Origin of the sequence: Bordetella genomosp. 9 (assembly GCF_002261425.1) — a bacterium.
Taxonomy (GTDB): Bacteria; Pseudomonadota; Gammaproteobacteria; order Burkholderiales; family Burkholderiaceae_B; genus Bordetella_C.
In genome coordinates, this window is the sequence record NZ_NEVJ01000002.1 from 1,059,051 (window position 1) to 1,073,861 (window position 14,811).

Annotated in this window: 14 protein-coding genes; 3 read left to right on the top strand and 11 right to left on the bottom strand. The window is 66.9% G+C overall.

The features are described 5' to 3' along the window. Positions 1-34 precede the first annotated feature (34 nt). The gene (locus CAL26_RS11025; protein ID WP_094846886.1) at positions 35-1,069 is read right to left on the bottom strand and encodes an LLM class flavin-dependent oxidoreductase; all 1,035 of its coding nucleotides are present in this window, start codon (positions 1,067-1,069) and stop codon (positions 35-37) included. Between the two features lie 126 nt (positions 1,070-1,195). Between CAL26_RS11025 and arfB the strand changes: the two genes are divergently transcribed. After that, a complete protein-coding gene (gene arfB / locus CAL26_RS11030; protein ID WP_094846887.1) occupies positions 1,196-1,615 on the top strand; it encodes an alternative ribosome rescue aminoacyl-tRNA hydrolase ArfB in 420 nt (139 codons plus the stop codon). A gap of 76 nt (positions 1,616-1,691) precedes the next feature. Here the strand turns inward: arfB and CAL26_RS11035 are convergent, their stop codons facing one another. Both CAL26_RS11035 and CAL26_RS11040 read right to left on the bottom strand, forming a co-directional pair. Further along, positions 1,692-2,111: a carboxypeptidase-like regulatory domain-containing protein gene (locus tag CAL26_RS11035; protein WP_094846888.1), complete on the bottom strand. Its 420-nt coding sequence runs from the start codon at positions 2,109-2,111 to the stop codon at positions 1,692-1,694. A 260-nt stretch (positions 2,112-2,371) separates the two neighbouring features. Next, the gene (locus CAL26_RS11040; RefSeq protein ID WP_094846889.1) at positions 2,372-3,019 is read right to left on the bottom strand and encodes a hydrolase; all 648 of its coding nucleotides are present in this window, start codon (positions 3,017-3,019) and stop codon (positions 2,372-2,374) included. A 165-nt stretch (positions 3,020-3,184) separates the two neighbouring features. Between CAL26_RS11040 and CAL26_RS11045 the strand changes: the two genes are divergently transcribed. After that, a complete protein-coding gene (locus CAL26_RS11045) occupies positions 3,185-4,150 on the top strand; it encodes a helix-turn-helix domain-containing protein (protein WP_179283323.1) in 966 nt (321 codons plus the stop codon). On the opposite strand, the gene CAL26_RS11050 is transcribed toward CAL26_RS11045, so the two are convergent. The 5 genes from CAL26_RS11050 to CAL26_RS11070 all read right to left on the bottom strand — a co-directional run bounded on the left by CAL26_RS11050 (position 4,147) and on the right by CAL26_RS11070 (position 8,993). Beyond that, entirely contained in the window at positions 4,147-4,911 is a 765-nt protein-coding gene (locus CAL26_RS11050) for an NRDE family protein (RefSeq protein ID WP_094846891.1), read from the bottom strand. The genes CAL26_RS11045 and CAL26_RS11050 overlap by 4 nt on opposite strands. Before the next feature lie 9 nt (positions 4,912-4,920). Beyond that, positions 4,921-5,514, bottom strand: a complete 594-nt coding sequence (locus tag CAL26_RS11055) for a YbaK/prolyl-tRNA synthetase associated domain-containing protein (protein WP_094846892.1) — start codon at positions 5,512-5,514, stop codon at positions 4,921-4,923. Between the two features lie 7 nt (positions 5,515-5,521). Further along, a complete protein-coding gene (locus CAL26_RS11060; protein ID WP_094846893.1) occupies positions 5,522-6,520 on the bottom strand; it encodes an aldo/keto reductase in 999 nt (332 codons plus the stop codon). Between the two features lie 83 nt (positions 6,521-6,603). Beyond that, positions 6,604-8,202 (bottom strand): glycerol-3-phosphate dehydrogenase/oxidase, encoded by a 1,599-nt coding sequence (locus tag CAL26_RS11065; RefSeq protein ID WP_094846894.1) that lies wholly within the window; start codon positions 8,200-8,202, stop codon positions 6,604-6,606. Beyond that, positions 8,199-8,993, bottom strand: coding sequence for a DeoR/GlpR family DNA-binding transcription regulator (locus tag CAL26_RS11070; RefSeq protein WP_094846895.1), 795 nt, complete (start codon positions 8,991-8,993; stop codon positions 8,199-8,201). The genes CAL26_RS11065 and CAL26_RS11070 overlap by 4 nt, the downstream gene beginning before the upstream one ends. Positions 8,994-9,310: 317 nt before the next feature. On the opposite strand from CAL26_RS11070, the gene CAL26_RS11075 reads away from it, so the two are divergent. After that, positions 9,311-11,167: a phosphoenolpyruvate carboxykinase (GTP) gene (locus tag CAL26_RS11075; RefSeq protein ID WP_094846896.1), complete on the top strand. Its 1,857-nt coding sequence runs from the start codon at positions 9,311-9,313 to the stop codon at positions 11,165-11,167. Between the two features lie 107 nt (positions 11,168-11,274). Here the strand turns inward: CAL26_RS11075 and CAL26_RS11080 are convergent, their stop codons facing one another. The 3 genes from CAL26_RS11080 to CAL26_RS11090 form a co-directional block, all read right to left on the bottom strand. Beyond that, a complete protein-coding gene (locus CAL26_RS11080; protein WP_094846897.1) occupies positions 11,275-11,577 on the bottom strand; it encodes a DUF2513 domain-containing protein in 303 nt (100 codons plus the stop codon). A gap of 106 nt (positions 11,578-11,683) precedes the next feature. Continuing rightward, positions 11,684-12,205: a sigma-70 family RNA polymerase sigma factor gene (locus CAL26_RS11085; protein ID WP_094846898.1), complete on the bottom strand. Its 522-nt coding sequence runs from the start codon at positions 12,203-12,205 to the stop codon at positions 11,684-11,686. Positions 12,206-12,255: 50 nt separating this feature from the next. Next, entirely contained in the window at positions 12,256-14,634 is a 2,379-nt protein-coding gene (locus tag CAL26_RS11090; protein WP_256988303.1) for a TonB-dependent siderophore receptor, read from the bottom strand. Between the last annotated feature and the right edge of the window lie 177 nt (positions 14,635-14,811).

Consider the following 14,811-nt stretch of genomic DNA (forward strand, 5'->3'; position numbering starts at 1 on the left):
ACGCCGGACGGCGCGGCCATGTTGCTGCTCGGTGCTACTGCGCGACAGCCGCGCCGGATCGCGTTCCCTGCGCCGCCGCCTGCTTGATCGACGCCACGATCTCATAGGAACGCAGCCGGTCGGCCGGGTCGTAGAAATCGGAAACGATCATGACTTCATCCGCCTGCGTGCGGGCGATCAGCGCTTCCAGTTCACGCTTGACGGTTTCGGGACCGCCCACGATGGACGCGCCCAGGCGCTGCTGGACCGCGGCCTGTTCCCACTGGTCCCACAGGCCCGACATATCGTCCACCGGGGGCTGCAATTGCAGCCTGTGCCCGCGCACCACGGACAGGAATTTCTGCTGCTGCGTGGTGGACTGCCGCTGGGCTTCCGCGTCCGTATCGGCGGCGATGATGGGCACGCCGATCATGGAGTAAGGCCGGTCCAGGACGTCCGACGGCTGGAACAGGTGGCGATACAGCTGCATCGCCGCCATGCCTTCCGGCGAAAAATGGCCGGCGAACGAAAAGGGCAGGCCCAGCTGCGCCGCCAGGCGCGCGCTGAAGTCGCTGGACCCCAGCAGCCAGATCGGCACGTTCAAGCCTTCGCCTGGAATGGCGCGTACCGCCTGCGTGGGATGCGCGGGCCGGAAGTACGCGCGCAGCTCTTCCAGCTGCGTCGGAAAATTCATGCCGCTGCGCGGATCGCGGCCCAGCGCGCGCTGCGTCAGGCCGTCGCTGCCGGGCGCGCGGCCCAGGCCCAGGTCGATACGGCCCGGGAACAGCGATTCCAGGGTGCCGAACTGTTCCGCGATGATCAGCGACGCGTGATTGGGCAACATGACGCCGCCAGAACCCACACGGATGGTATGGGTATGCGCCGCCACGTGGCCGATCAGCACGGCGGTCGCGCTGCTGGCGATGCCGTTGATGTTGTGGTGTTCGGCCAGCCAGAAGCGGTTATAGCCCAGGGACTCGACGTGCCTGGCCAGCTCGACGGTGTTGCGAAATGCGTCCGCCGCGGTGCGGCCTTGCGCGATGGGCGCGAGGTCCAGGACCGATAGCGGGATTTCTGACAAGGGTTTCATGGTTTTCCTCACGCCATATACATGGGGCAGTGTATCGACGATTTCAACCGCCCGGCCTAGCAACCTTGCCGCCGGCCGGGTTGTAAGGGGTGACGTCAGGCGTGGGAAATGCGTAGACTCGCGGCCATGATTCAGATCTCGAACACCCTTTACCTGGACGAACGCGAAGTCGAGTTCAGCATGATCCGCGCGCAGGGGGCGGGCGGCCAGAACGTCAACAAGGTGTCCAGCGCCGTGCATCTGCGCTTCGATATCCGCGCGTCTTCCCTGCCGGACGCCATCAAGCAGGCCTTGCTGGACAGTGGCGACCGCCGCATCACGAAGGACGGCGTCGCGGTGATCAAGGCGCAGACGCACCGCAGCCAGGACAAGAATCGCGACGAGGCGATCGCGCGGCTGGCGGGCATGATCGCGGCCGCGTCGCGGCCGGTGATACCGCGCAAGGCCACGCGGCCCACGCGGGCGTCGCAGCAGCGCCGCGTGCAGCGCAAGGTGCGGCACGGGCAGGTCAAGCAGCTCAGGGGAAAGATCGCCGACGGCGGCTGATCGACATCAACCGTGGGCTGGGGATCGCCGCGGTGCCGCGCTTGCCTGGCACCGCGGTGTGGGGCTCAAGTCCCCGCTACCATTCGAAGCCGATGCGGTCGTGGGATCCCTTGCTGACCGTGGCCTGGCGGGTCATCGTCTTGCCATCGTTGGTCGCCGTGATCTTGTAGGTGCCCGGCGGCAGCTTGACCAACAGGTAAGGGCCGCCCGTGGTGGTCTGCAAGACCGTCGCGCCCTTGCTGTCGGTGATGGTGACCGGTATGTCGGCGGTGTAGTCGTTCTGCCCATCCCGGCGCTTCGCGAACACCATGGACAGCGAGTAGTCTTTTTGCGCGGCCTTCATGGACGTCGATTCGTCCAGGCCGATCCCGCCGGTCACGAACTGGACGTTGCCTTGCTGCTGCACGGGCGGCATATCGGCATATGCGGCGGAGAGCCCGGCGCCGAACATAAGCATCGCGGCCAGCGAGCGGCGGAAGCGGATTGTTTTCATCATTCTGCTCCTACGAGACGGTTCATAAGTATCCCTTAGCCTGGGACCGGACGCACGGCGGGAGCGCGATCGCTCATCGCCGCGCGCTTAGCTTTGAGTCGCCATAAGCGTTGAAGTTCTGCGATGGATACTCGCCGTCGACGTTCCGCTTGTGCGCGACCCGCGTCGGCCATAGCAAGATACCTGCCCGAGGGCAGGTTCCTGATGACGTTTATCAAAAACGCCGCGCACCCGGCCGCCGGCCGGGCTGCCTAGGTCCGCGATCAGCTGTCCCGTGCGGTTTCCGACGCCGCTTTTTCGGGGTTGAAACCATCGAAGCTTTCGAAGACTTCCATGAATCCCGGAACGGTCGCCTCGCGCGCCCAGTCGCGCTGCAGTTCGCAATACATCTGCACCCGGCTGATCAGTTTCGCGCCCGCCTGCTCCATGCGGCGCAGCGCGGCCTCGTGCGCGGCGAGCGAAGTGCCCCCCACCGCGTCGACCGGCACATAGACTTCGTAGCCTTCCTGGATGGCGTCCAGGGCCGGGAAAGTCAGGCATGCCTCGGTCCAGAGGGCGGTCATGATGAGTTTGCGCCGGCCGATCGCCTTCACGGCCTGCTTGAAACCGGTGTCCTCCCAGCTGTTGATGGACGTCCGGTCGTAGGTCGGAAGGTGGCCGAGCACGTCCTGCAATGCCTGGATAGGCGGTTTGTTGCGGCCCGTGGCGATATTGACCGTCGAATGGACGATGGGCAGCTTGTAATGCACGGCCGCCCGGGCGGTGCTGACGATGTTGAACACCAGTTCGTCGCGTGGCATGGAACGGATCGACGACACCTGGATCGGTTGGTAGTCGATGATGATGAAGGCCGAGTTCTCCGGCGTCAGCAGTTGATCGGTCTGGGCATTGCGGATTTGTTCACTGGGCATATTCACTCTTTTGATGTGGTGAGAGGATGGGTCATCGACGCATCGATGCACGCCTGCAAGGCAGCGAGCCGTGGCGCGTTAAGATGATCCGTTCGCGTCCAGTCACCAGCAATGGCTCCGCGCGCCATCGATATGGCTCGGAGCGCCACCCGCGGCAGAGTTCCGATGTCCAATGATCCAACCGTGCCCGTGTTTCGATGGAACACGGATGAAATTCCGGTCCACCATCGATTCGATCAGTATGTCGAAATGGTCCGGAACAACCTGATCTGCGTGACGACCCGCTGCGAGGACCCGCGCCGGTTCAGGACCGACATGCAAGTGTCCGCGCTGGGTCGCCTGAAGGTGGCGTCGATCGCCGGTTCCGCCAAGCGATCGGCCCGCACGCTGGACAACATCAAGGCCAGCGGCGATCGCGCTTTTCATCTGGTGGCGGGGCGCAAGGCTTGGGAATTCGAATCCGGCGCGCAGCGGATCCGCCTGGGCGGGACGGACCTGGTCCTTATCGACACCGAGCGCGTATACGCGTCGCGCATGCCGGAGGACTTTCTCAACCACACCGTCTCCATTCCTCCCGCGATCATCCGGCAATGGCTGCCTGACGTGGACCGTATCGTCGGCATGAAGCTACGCGGGGACAGCGGCTGGGGGCATATGTTGTCCAGCCTCGTCGACCAACTGGTCCAGCTCGACGCGGCGCAATTGCCTTTGCCTGCCGCCGTGTTCGAAGACCAGCTCGGCGCGCTCGTCTCGCTGGCGGCCCCGCACGGCGCCGGCCGCGCCGTGATGCGCCAGGCGACACGGACCCAGTTGCGCGACAGGGTCGTCGACGCGATACGCCAGCGTTGCACCGATGTCGGGCTGACGGCCTCGCAGGTGGCCGCCGACGCGGGCGTGTCTCCGCGCACGCTGCACAGGGTGCTGGCGGCGGGCGGCGAAACGTTTGGCGCCTTGCTGCTGGCCGCCAGAAGCGAAGTGGCCCACAGGATGCTCCTGTCGCCGCGGTTCGCCGAATACGTCATCGCCGACATCGCATTTCGCGCGGGGTTCGCGGATGAATCGCATTTCAGCAGGACGATGCGCGCCCGCTATGGGCATCCGCCGGCGCGATTGCGCCGCATGCGATCCTAGCCGGCGCGGACGTCCCAGTTCGATCGTCCCGCGGGGGTGCCGTCCGGCGCGTAGCGCCGTTCGTACACGGCGCGTTGTTCCATGCCGATGGCCATGACCGTGGACGATCGCGTGCCATAGGTCAGGCCGACAATGAAGGCGCTGCTGAGAAATCGCTCGCGTTCCAGGCCGATGCCGGTGTCGGGCAGTTCGGCATCCCGGGCCACGGAACGGTCGCCCAGCGCCTCGAACAGCGCTTCGATATCGGGCGACGGCGCGCCGCGCAGGATGTCGGTGAAGGCGGCCTTGGTGCGCGCCAGCTTGGGCCAGGGCGTGTCCAGCAGGTGATTGGACAGGGCGTAGATGCCCGGTTCCAGCGCGCGCGGCGCCGGGCCGCGATTGCTGTAGTACCAGACGTCGTCGCCATCGCCGACGATGAGATTGAAGCCGTTATAGGCGTCGCCGCGCGCGGCCACGGTGGCGATGTAATCGGCCGGCGGGACGTCACCGCGCAGGAAGTCTTCGACCAGTTTGCCGCGCGACGGCGCGCCGGGCAGGATGGTCATGGGATCGCGATAGTTGGTAACCAGCGCGTGGCGGCCGGCGCGCGTCATTCCCATCCAGGTGCCGCCGGATTGCAGGTCGCGGCCTGCGATGATGCGCGGGTCGTCCTGCCAGGGAGCCGCGGCGGCGGTCGGGCGCGCGTGGTATTCGTCGCGATTGGCGGCGACCAGCACCGGTGTATCGGGCACGACGTCGATGGCAAGCACGGCCAGGCACATGATCGCGGTTCAGTCCTGGTGGCCGGATGCCGCGCCGGCCGGACGTGAGGGGGGCGCAGCGTCGCCGCCATCGCGCGTGAAGCTGGCGGTCTTCGGGCGCACCAGGGCAAGGTAGTCGCGCGCGTTCATGACGATGGACGCGTCCAGCCGGCCGGCATTGAAGACGATCTCGTCATAGCGGGTGCCCAGCGTCTCGTCCACCAGCAGCGTCAAGGCATCGTCGAAGACGAAAGGCGGGATGGCGCCGATTTCGCAGCCCGTCAGTTCACGCGCCAGATCGCGCGTGGCCAGCGACGCCTTCTTGCCGCCGGCCGCGCGCGCGATCGCTTCCAGGTCGGCCTGGCGGTCGGCGGGGAATACGGCGAGCACGTGGGCGCGCTGCGTGGACGAAAGCTTGACGCGGCAGACCAGCGCCTTGGCGCCCTGGCCGACCGCCGTGCCGCGTATCGCGGCGACGGCTTCGGAGCGTCCTTCCGCGGAGTGGCGCAACAGGCGGTAGGTGATGCCGGCATGGTCCAGCAGCGACTTCAGGCGGGTATGCACGTCAGGCACGTCCCGCACGTCCGGCGTGGACGTGCCGGCAACGTCATGCGTGTCGTTCATCGACGTGTCAGCGGACGGAGTCGCCGAAACGGTATTCATGGGTCAAGGCATCCAGCTTGGTTTTCAATTCGGCCGACAGCTTGAATTCGACGGCGGCCAGGGTGTCGTCCAGTTGCTCCGGCTTGCTGGCGCCCAGCAGCGGCGCGGTGATGGCGGGGTTGGCGAGCACCCAGGCCATCGCCAGCGTGGTCAGCGACACGCCGGCTTCCTGCGCGATGCCGCGCAGGGTCTCGACGGTTTCGAACGAGCGGTCGTTCCAGTAGCGGTCCTGGTACCGGCCGGCCGCCGTGCCCAGCGTGAAGCGCGTGCCTTCGGCGGGCTTGCCCCCGGCGCGGTGCTTGCCGGTCAACAAGCCGCCGGCCAGCGGGTTGTAAGGAATCACGGCCAGGCCCTCGGCCTCGCACAGCGGCAGCAGTTCGCGCTCGATCTCGCGGAACAGCAGGCTGTAGCGCGGCTGGACGGAGGTGAATCGCGTCAGGTGCCGCACGTCGGCGCGCCCCAGGGCCGTGGCCAGGCGCCAGGCCAGGAAATTCGACACGCCGATGTAGCGCGCGCGGCCGGACTTGACGATGATGTCCAGGGCTTCCAGCGTTTCGTCCAGCGGCGTGGAGTCGTCATCGGAGTGCAACTGGTACAGGTCGACGTAATCCGTCTGCAGTCGCTTGAGCGAGGCGTCGATCGCATCCAGCAGATGCTTGCGCGACGCGCCGCGTTGCCATGCTTCCGGACCCATTTCGCCGACCGCCTTGGTGGCCAGGATGAAGCGCGAGCGTTTGCCGCCCAGCCAGCGGCCGATGATTTCTTCGGTGCGTCCCACGGTATCGGGCGTGCCGCCCAGGGGGTAGACGTCCGCGGTGTCCAGGAAGTTGATGCCGGCGTCCGCCGCCTTGTCCAGGATGCGGCCGGCCAGCGCTTCGTCAGTCTGCAGGCCGAAGGTCATGGTACCGAGGGCCAGGCGGGAAACCTTCAGGCCGGTGCGGCCGAACTGGATCTTGGGAATGGACATCGTTTTCTCCGGATCGATGCGCCGCGCCGGCGCGAACCGCGAAGATTCTACGCCCGATGTCCCGCGATGTCGCCGCGGCCGCGCTATGCAGCCAATTGGTACTGCAGCGCCGTGCGTTCGAAGTCCGCGACCGTGCGGCGTTGCCACGCGGCATCGTGATTCAGTTCTTCGGCCAGGATGCGCGCGACTTCCGGCGCGGCGCGCAGGGCGGCCGCGCTGTCGAGGAACAGCGCGCGGTTACGGCGAGCCAGCACGTCTTCCACGCTGCGCGCCAGTTCGAAGCGCGCGGCGAAGCGCACGTGGGCTTCGCTGAGCCCGCTGGACGGCACCAGCATGTGGTCCGCGCCGGGCAGGGCACGCAGTTGCGGAAGGTCGCTGCCGTAGTAGGCGTCGGGCGTGCCGGGCCGCGCCATGCCCGCCGGCGCGCCGGGGGCGCCGTGCAAGGGCAGATCCTGCGTGCGGCAGGGCGCATAAGGCAGCAGCTGTTCGCGCGTCGCCAGGTCGATGACGTCCTGCGCCATGCGGCGATAGGTGGTCCATTTGCCGCCGGTCACGGTGATCATGCCGCCGGGCGACACCAGGATGGTGTGCTCGCGCGACAGCGATTTGGTGGCCCCCACGCCGGTGGCCTTGACCAGCGGGCGCAGGCCGCTCCATACGCTGGTGACGTCGGCGCGCGTGGGCTTGCGGCTCAGGTAGCGTCCGGCCGTGGCCAGGATGAAGTCGACGTCCTGGCGGCTGGCGTCAGGCTCCAGCGGCAGGTCGGGGCGGGGCACGTCGGTGGTGCCGACGATGGTGTGGCCATTCCAGGGCACGACGAACAGCACGCGGCCATCGTCGGTCTTGGGAATCAGGATCGCGTTGTCGCCCGGCAGGAATTCGCGCGGCAGGGTCAGGTGCACGCCCTGGCTGGGCGCGACCATGCCGGGCGCGGCGCGGTCTTCCATGCGGCGGACTTCGTCCACCCACACGCCGGTGGCATTGATCACGCATTTGGCGCGCAGCACGAAACTCGTGTCGCTCAGGATGTCGCGCGCCGTGACGCCGTCGATGCGGCCATTGCTCTGGTTGAGCCCGGTGACGCCCATGTAGTTCACCGCCACGCCGCCCAAATCGAACAGCGTGCGCATGAGCGAAGTGGCCAGGCGCGCGTCGTCGAACTGGCCGTCGTAGTACAGCACGCCGCCGCGCAGCCCATGGCCGTTGACCCGGGGCGCCAGCGTCGGCGCATCGGCCAGCGTCTGCGAGCGCGACAGCAGGCGGCTGCCGCGCAGGTTCAGCTTGCCCGCCAGCAGGTCGTACATCTTGAGCCCGATGCCGTAGAACGGCTGGTCGAGCAGGCCGTACGCCGGCACGACGAAGCCCAGCGGCCATACGACGTGGGGCGCGTTGCGGCCTAGCAGGCCGCGTTCGTGCAGGGCTTCACGCACCAGGCTGATATTGCCCTGCGCCAGGTAGCGCACGCCGCCATGCACCAGCTTGGTGGCGCGGCTGGACGTGCCCTTGGCGAAATCCGCCGCCTCGACCAGCAAGGTGCGGTAGCCGCGCGCCGCCGCATCCACGGCGGTGCCCAGGCCGGTGGCGCCGCCACCGATGACGATGACGTCCCAGGGCTGCGCGGAATCCAGCTGGCCGAGCAGGCGTTCGCGGGAAGGGGGCGTAATGGCGCGTGGGGTAGTCATGGCTGGGGGTGGAGCGTGGAGGGTTCTGAAGTGATTTCGCAGCGCACGCCGGCATCGCGCAGGACGTTGCCGATGGGTTCGGGCACGGGGAGATCGGTGAACAGGCGGTCGATGCGCGACACGTGCGCGACTTCCACCATGGCCTGGCGTTCGAACTTGCTGCGGTCGGCCGCGAGCCAGACTTCGCGCGATTGTTCGATGATGGCGCGCGACACGCTGACTTCGCGCAGGTCGTAGTCGCGCAGGGTGCCGTCGGCCTCGATGCCCGAGATGCCGATCAGCCCGATATCCACCTTGAAGCGGCGGATGAAGTCGATGGCGGCATCGCCGACGATGGCGCGGTCGCTGGCGCGCATCAGGCCGCCGGCGACGATGACTTCGCAGTCCGGATTGCCGGACAGGATGTCGGCCACATGCAGGTTGTTGGTAACGACGCGCAGGCCGCGATGGCGCAGCAGGGCGCGCGCGATGGCTTCGGTGGTGGTGCCGATGTTCAGCATCAGCGAACAGCCGTCGGGCACCCGCGCCGCCACCGCTTCGGCGATGCGCCGCTTGCCTTCCGCGTTGACCGCCTGGCGCTGCTGGTAGGCGATGTTTTCCGTCGTCGAAGGCGAAGGGACCCGTACCCCGCCATGGAAGCGCGCCAGCAGGCCGGCATCGGCCAGCAGGGTGACGTCACGGCGGACGGTCTGCAGGGTGACGCCGAAGCGCTGGGCGAGCGCTTCGATGGTGGCGGCGCCGCCTTCGCGCACGGCGTCCACCAAGGCGATCTGGCGGGGATTCAGGTCCATGAAAAGATGATAAACGAACTAAAACGAAAATAAAAGATCATCTTCGCGCCTGATTTTGTGACTGCCTGCCTTGATTTGATACGTACGGCGACGGATCACATTCGCCGCGCCCCTTATGCTCCTGGACTGCTTCCTTCCGCCATGTGGTTGGGTTGACGGGGCTGGCCCTTCGGCGGGTATGATCGCCGGATAAATTGCGCCCGGCCGGCCCGCCTTCGATGACGCGGTGATGACCGCCATGCGAATGGAGCGCTGGATGCGTATCGGTGCCACGGCGCCGCGAAAGCTTTACTCATTACTAAATCAGGAGATAGCCAATGAACCGACCCCTGGATGGACTCGTCGCCGCGCTCAACGTGCCGGCCTATGTGCGGCACCGTAGACTCGTCGACTGGGTGGGGGAATTCGTGGCGCTGGCCAAGCCGGATCGCGTGGTCTGGTGCGACGGCTCGCAGGAAGAGTACGACCGCCTGTGCGAACAGATGGTCCAGGCCGGCACGCTGCGCCGGCTGAATCCGGAAAAGCGTCCGAACTCCTATTTGGCATGGTCCGATCCCGGCGACGTCGCGCGGGTCGAAGACCGCACCTTCATCTGCACGGACGACAAGGCCGATGCCGGCCCGAACAACAACTGGGCGGCGCCGGCGGAAATGCGCGCGACGCTGAACAAGCTGTTCGACGGCTCCATGCGCGGCCGCACGCTGTACGTGGTGCCGTTTTCCATGGGGCCGCTGGGCTCGCCGATTTCGCACATCGGCGTCGAACTGACCGACAGTCCCTATGTGGTCGTCAGCATGCGCATCATGACCCGCATGGGCAGCAAGGTGTACGACATCCTGGGCGATGACGGCGAATTCGTGCCGTGCGTCCATACCGTGGGCGCGCCCCTGGCCGAAGGCCAGGCCGACGTGCCGTGGCCCTGCAACCCCACCAAGTACATCGTGCACTATCCCGCCACGCGCGAGATATGGAGCTATGGTTCGGGCTATGGCGGCAACGCGCTGCTGGGCAAGAAGTGCTTCGCGCTGCGCATCGCTTCCACGATGGGCCGCGACGAGGGCTGGCTGGCCGAACACATGCTGATCCTGGGCGTGACCTCGCCGCAAGGGCGCAAGCATCACGTGGCGGCCGCCTTCCCGTCGGCCTGCGGCAAGACCAATTTCGCCATGCTGATCCCGCCGGAAGGGCTGGACGGCTGGAAGGTTTCGACGATCGGCGACGACATCGCCTGGATCAAGCCCGGCAAGGACGGCAAGCTGCACGCCATCAACCCGGAAGCCGGCTATTTCGGCGTGGCCCCGGGCACCGGTGAAAAGACCAACCCCAACGCCATGGCGACGCTGCGCGAGAACTGCATCTTCACCAACGTGGCGCTGACCGATGACGGCGACGTCTGGTGGGAAGGCATGACCGAGCAGGCGCCCGCGCACCTGATCGACTGGCAGGGACAGGACTGGACGCCGCAGATCGGCAAGGAAACCGGCCGCAAGGCCGCGCATCCGAACGCGCGCTTCACGGCGCCGGCGTCGCAGTGCCCGTCCATCGACAGCGAATGGGAAAACCCCCAGGGCGTGGTGATCGATGCCTTCATCTTCGGCGGCCGCCGTTCGACCACGGTCCCGCTGGTGACGGAAGCCCGCAACTGGGAAGAGGGCGTCTACATGGCGGCCACCATGGGCTCGGAAACCACCGCCGCGGCCGCTGGCCAGCAAGGCGTGGTGCGGCGCGATCCCTTCGCCATGCTGCCGTTCTGCGGCTACAACATGAGCGACTACTTCCAGCACTGGCTGAGCCTGGGCGAGCAACTGCGCCAGACCGGCGCCACGCTGCCGCGCTTCTACTGCGTCAACTGGTTCCGCAAGGGACCGGACGGCAAGTTCGTGTGGCCCGGTTTCGGCGAGAACATGCGCGTGCTGAAGTGGATGCTGGAGCGCATCGAAGGCAAGGCCGGCGGCCAGGAGCACGTGTTCGGCGTGACGCCGCGCTACCAGGATCTCGACTGGAAGGGCATGGATTTCAGCGCCGAGCAGTATGAGCTGGTCTCTTCCATCGACAGCGCGGCCTGGCGCGACGAGCTGGCCCTGCACGAGGAGCTGTTCACGCAGCTCGCCGAACGCCTGCCCAAGTCCCTGCCGGCGACCAAGCAGCGTATCGAGGAACGGCTGGCGGCCTGAGGCCGAGCGCGGTTTTCAGCCGCGCCAACGCCAAAGCCCACGGGGCCTGGCATCTTGTCGATGCCAGGCCCCGTGGGCTTTTTACCTTGCGTGCCGGGCCGGGAGGATCAGTCGTCCAGGTCCAGATCGTCGTCGTCCTCATCCTCGTCTTCTTCATCCTGTTCCAGCGCGTCGTAGCCCTTCCAGGTGATGCGCCACATGGCGTCCGGACCGACGGTGCTTTCGGTCAGCTTCTTGGCCAGGCCGGCGTCGGCCAGCAGCTCCAGGTGGTGGACGACCGTGTCGGGCGTGGCGCCGTCGATATCGAGCTCCTGCACGGCAGCCGTCACGTCGCGTCCGCTCAGGACGGCGGCTTCTGCGTCCCGGAAAGCGCCCAGGATGGAAACGACCAGATCGAAATTGCGTTGCATGGCGATACCTCAATGGTTGGCGCGCCGCGGCGGCGCACCAGCAACGTTAACAGATGTCCCGCCATGACCGTGTGACGCCTGATCCGTGACCTCTGTTCCGTGACGTTCAATCGGGCAGCAGGCAGTCCCGGCATGGCGTCAAGGCCACATGCGCATCGCGGATCATGAAGTTGACCAGCGTGGTGGATACGCCCAGGTCGCGCGCGATGTCGCGCTGGGTATGGCCTTCGATGCGGTACAGCTCGAAGGCGCGGCGCGTGCGCGCCGACAGGCCGGCCAGCGCGGCGTTGGCCATGGCCAGTGCCTGCTGGCTGATGGCGAGGTCGTCCGCGCCATTGGCGGCCATGACGTGCTCGCCGTCCTCCTCTTCGGTGAAGAGGCGGTATTCCAGGGCACGGCGGCGGTGGTAGTCGATGGCCAGGTGGCGCACGGTCTGGAACAGGTAGGCCACGGGCTCGCGTATGGTCGCCAGCGGCGGCCCTTCCAGCAATTTCAGGTAGGTGTCCTGCACGACGTCGTCGGCCAATTCCACCGAACCCAGGATGCGCAGGGCGGTGCGCTGCAGCTTGGGCTGATGGATCATGTACAGCGCCGCCAGCGATTCGGCGGCCGGGGTCTCTTTCTGCATGGATGCTCCTTGCGGATACGCTCGGGATGCCGGCTCGCGATACCGTGGCGTCAGAAGCGGTAGGCCGCGGTGGCCATGACCGTCCTGTCTATGCCGTATCGGCAGTTGAGCCGGTCGTTGCGACAGACCACCGTCTCCTTGTTCGTCAGATTGGTCGCATCGACGGAGAACCGCCATGCGCCGGTCTCGTAGCCCAGCGATGCGTCGAGCGTCGTCGCGGGCGCGTTTTTCATCGTGTTCTGGACGTCGATCCAGGTCGTGCCGACATAGCGCACGCCCAGCGCGGCGCGCCAGCCCTGGGCATAGCCTTCGGTAAAACGGTGCTGCAGCCACAGCGATGCCATGTGCCGCGGCGTGACGATGGGCGTCTTGCCCTGGCCGCCGTCGTTGCTGCGCAGATTGGTGACGTCGTTGTACGTGTAGGCGGCCAGGATGTCCCAGGTTCGCGCCAGGGTGGCCTTGGCCTGCAGTTCCAGGCCGCGCGAGCGGATTTCGCCCGCCTGAACATTGAAGCCGTCGTGCAGCGGATCGGGCGTCAGGCTGTCGTGCTGGCGCAGGTCGAATACCGCGATGGTGTAGAGCGCGTCGGCGTCGGGCGGCTGGATCTTGAGTCCGGCCTCGTACTGCCGCGCCTTGGCCGGGGTGAACGGCGTACCGGCGTAATCGACACCCGGCTGCGGCATGAAGGACGTGGCGTAGCTGACGTAGGGCGACACGCCCGGCATGATCTCGTAGGCCAGGCCCGCGCGTCCGCTGAAGGCGTTGTCGCGCTGCGTCGTGCGGGCCGATACGAGATGATCGACGGTCTGGTCGTCGTAGCGGTCGTGTCGTCCCGACAAGGTCAGCGTCCAGTCGCCGCGGCGTATCTGGTCCTGGGCGTACAGGCCCCATTGCGTGCTGGTCTGCTTGACGTCCAGGAAGGTGGACAGCGTGCCGGGCACCGGCAGGTGCAGGCCATACACCGGGTCGTCCAGGTCGAGATCCGGCGCGGGACCCTGCTTGTAGGTTTGCCAGCCTTCCAGGCGGCGGAAGTCGATGCCGAGCAGCAGGGTGTGGTTCGCGCCCAGGCCGTCGTCGAAGCGGCCTTCCAGCTGGTTGTCCAGCGCCAGGCCGTGCATGGCTTCGCGCGCGTCGACCAGATAGCGCGACAAGGTCCGGCCATCGGGCTGCAATGCCAGCGGATACAGGTTGCGCAGCGTCATGTCGCCATGCTGGTACCGCAGGTTCTGGCGCGCGGTCCAGGTCCGGTTGAAACGGTGTTCGAACTGGTAGCCGGCGCTGGCGACGTCGCGGTCGTAGCCGTCGTAGGCGTAGTCGCCCACCAGCGTGCGCCAGGGATAGTAGCTGCGCGATTCGCCGTCGTTGCGGTCGTGCTGGTAATGCAGCAGCAGCGTGAACGATGTATCGGCGGAGCGCCAGGTGTAGGCCGGTGCGACGTAGGCCAGGTTGTCGCGATAGCGGTGGCCGCTGCTGTATTCGTCCTGCGTGCCGGCTTCGCGGCCCGTGGCCGTCAAGCGGTACAGGGAAGAGCCCTGCGCGTCGATGGGGCCGCCCAGGTCCAGGTAGGCCTGGCGGTGATCGTAGGAACCCAGTTCGACCGCGACTTCGCGCACGGGCTGGTCGGGCGGCCGCTTGGTGGTGCGGTTGACCAGGCCGCCGGCGGACACCTGTCCGTACAGCGACGACGACGGACCGCGCAGGACCTCGATGCTTTCCAGCGCATAGGTGGGCAGGCGCGGCCGTATCTGGTCGTATGGCATCTGGCTGAGGCCATCGCGGTAGTCGCCGGTCAGCTTGGCGTCGAAGCCGCGCAGCACGATCCAATCGTTGCGGATTTCGTTGCCGCCGTAGTTGTTGATCTGCACCCCGGGCGTGTATTGCAGCGCCTGCACCACCGACCCGGCATTGCGCGCCTGCATGTCGCGCTGGGTGATCACCGAGACCGATTGCGGGTTGGCCAACAGGTCGGTGTCGGTCTTGGTGCCGGTGGTGGTCTCGCGGGCAACCAGGCTGTCGGCGTTGTCGACGATCGGCCGGGCCTGCACCTGCACGGTCGGCAGCACGGCCGAGTCGGTCGCCGGCAGACGCACGATGTGATAGCTGCCGGCGCGGTCCTGGCGGGCTTCCAGGCCGCGGTCCGACAGCACCGCGGCGAAGGCCTGGTCCAGCGTGTAGCGGCCGTGCAGGCCATCGCTGGCCGCGTCGCCCACCAACGATGGATCGAAGTACAGCAGCACGCCGGCCTGGCTCGCGATGGCTTGCACGACGCGCGCGAGGCGGTCGGAGGCGATGTCGAAACGCAGGCCGGGGTGTGTGGACGCGGCGGGTCGCGCCGCGGCATTGCCGTTGGACTGGACAGGCTGCGCGTGCGCGCGTCCGGCCAGGTCCGGCCAGAAGCCGCCCAGGCCCGCCACCAGGCTGGCGGTCACGATCCAGCCCCGCGCGGTATGCCGCCAGGATTGCCCATAGCAAGACGGTGCATCGCCTCTCCTCGTCATGACGTGGAATTCCGTTGTCGGCCCGTCTTCAGGCCGTCCGTGCATAGAGGACACGCGAGCATGTGCAAACCGGAAAGCGCTGGACGAAGTTTTTTGGGGAGACTGCCT

What these genes read in the sequence shown, in the direction of transcription:
- CAL26_RS11025 (WP_094846886.1), bottom strand. Translation starts at nt 1,069, where the DNA reads ATGAAACCCTTGTCAGAAATCCCGCTATCGGTCCTGGACCTCGCGCCC.
- arfB (WP_094846887.1), top strand. Translation starts at nt 1,196, where the DNA reads ATGATTCAGATCTCGAACACCCTTTACCTGGACGAACGCGAAGTCGAG.
- CAL26_RS11035 (WP_094846888.1), bottom strand. Translation starts at nt 2,111, where the DNA reads ATGATGAAAACAATCCGCTTCCGCCGCTCGCTGGCCGCGATGCTTATG.
- CAL26_RS11040 (WP_094846889.1), bottom strand. Translation starts at nt 3,019, where the DNA reads ATGCCCAGTGAACAAATCCGCAATGCCCAGACCGATCAACTGCTGACG.
- CAL26_RS11045 (WP_179283323.1), top strand. Translation starts at nt 3,185, where the DNA reads ATGTCCAATGATCCAACCGTGCCCGTGTTTCGATGGAACACGGATGAA.
- CAL26_RS11050 (WP_094846891.1), bottom strand. Translation starts at nt 4,911, where the DNA reads ATGTGCCTGGCCGTGCTTGCCATCGACGTCGTGCCCGATACACCGGTG.
- CAL26_RS11055 (WP_094846892.1), bottom strand. Translation starts at nt 5,514, where the DNA reads ATGAACGACACGCATGACGTTGCCGGCACGTCCACGCCGGACGTGCGG.
- CAL26_RS11060 (WP_094846893.1), bottom strand. Translation starts at nt 6,520, where the DNA reads ATGTCCATTCCCAAGATCCAGTTCGGCCGCACCGGCCTGAAGGTTTCC.
- CAL26_RS11065 (WP_094846894.1), bottom strand. Translation starts at nt 8,202, where the DNA reads ATGACTACCCCACGCGCCATTACGCCCCCTTCCCGCGAACGCCTGCTC.
- CAL26_RS11070 (WP_094846895.1), bottom strand. Translation starts at nt 8,993, where the DNA reads ATGGACCTGAATCCCCGCCAGATCGCCTTGGTGGACGCCGTGCGCGAA.
- CAL26_RS11075 (WP_094846896.1), top strand. Translation starts at nt 9,311, where the DNA reads ATGAACCGACCCCTGGATGGACTCGTCGCCGCGCTCAACGTGCCGGCC.
- CAL26_RS11080 (WP_094846897.1), bottom strand. Translation starts at nt 11,577, where the DNA reads ATGCAACGCAATTTCGATCTGGTCGTTTCCATCCTGGGCGCTTTCCGG.
- CAL26_RS11085 (WP_094846898.1), bottom strand. Translation starts at nt 12,205, where the DNA reads ATGCAGAAAGAGACCCCGGCCGCCGAATCGCTGGCGGCGCTGTACATG.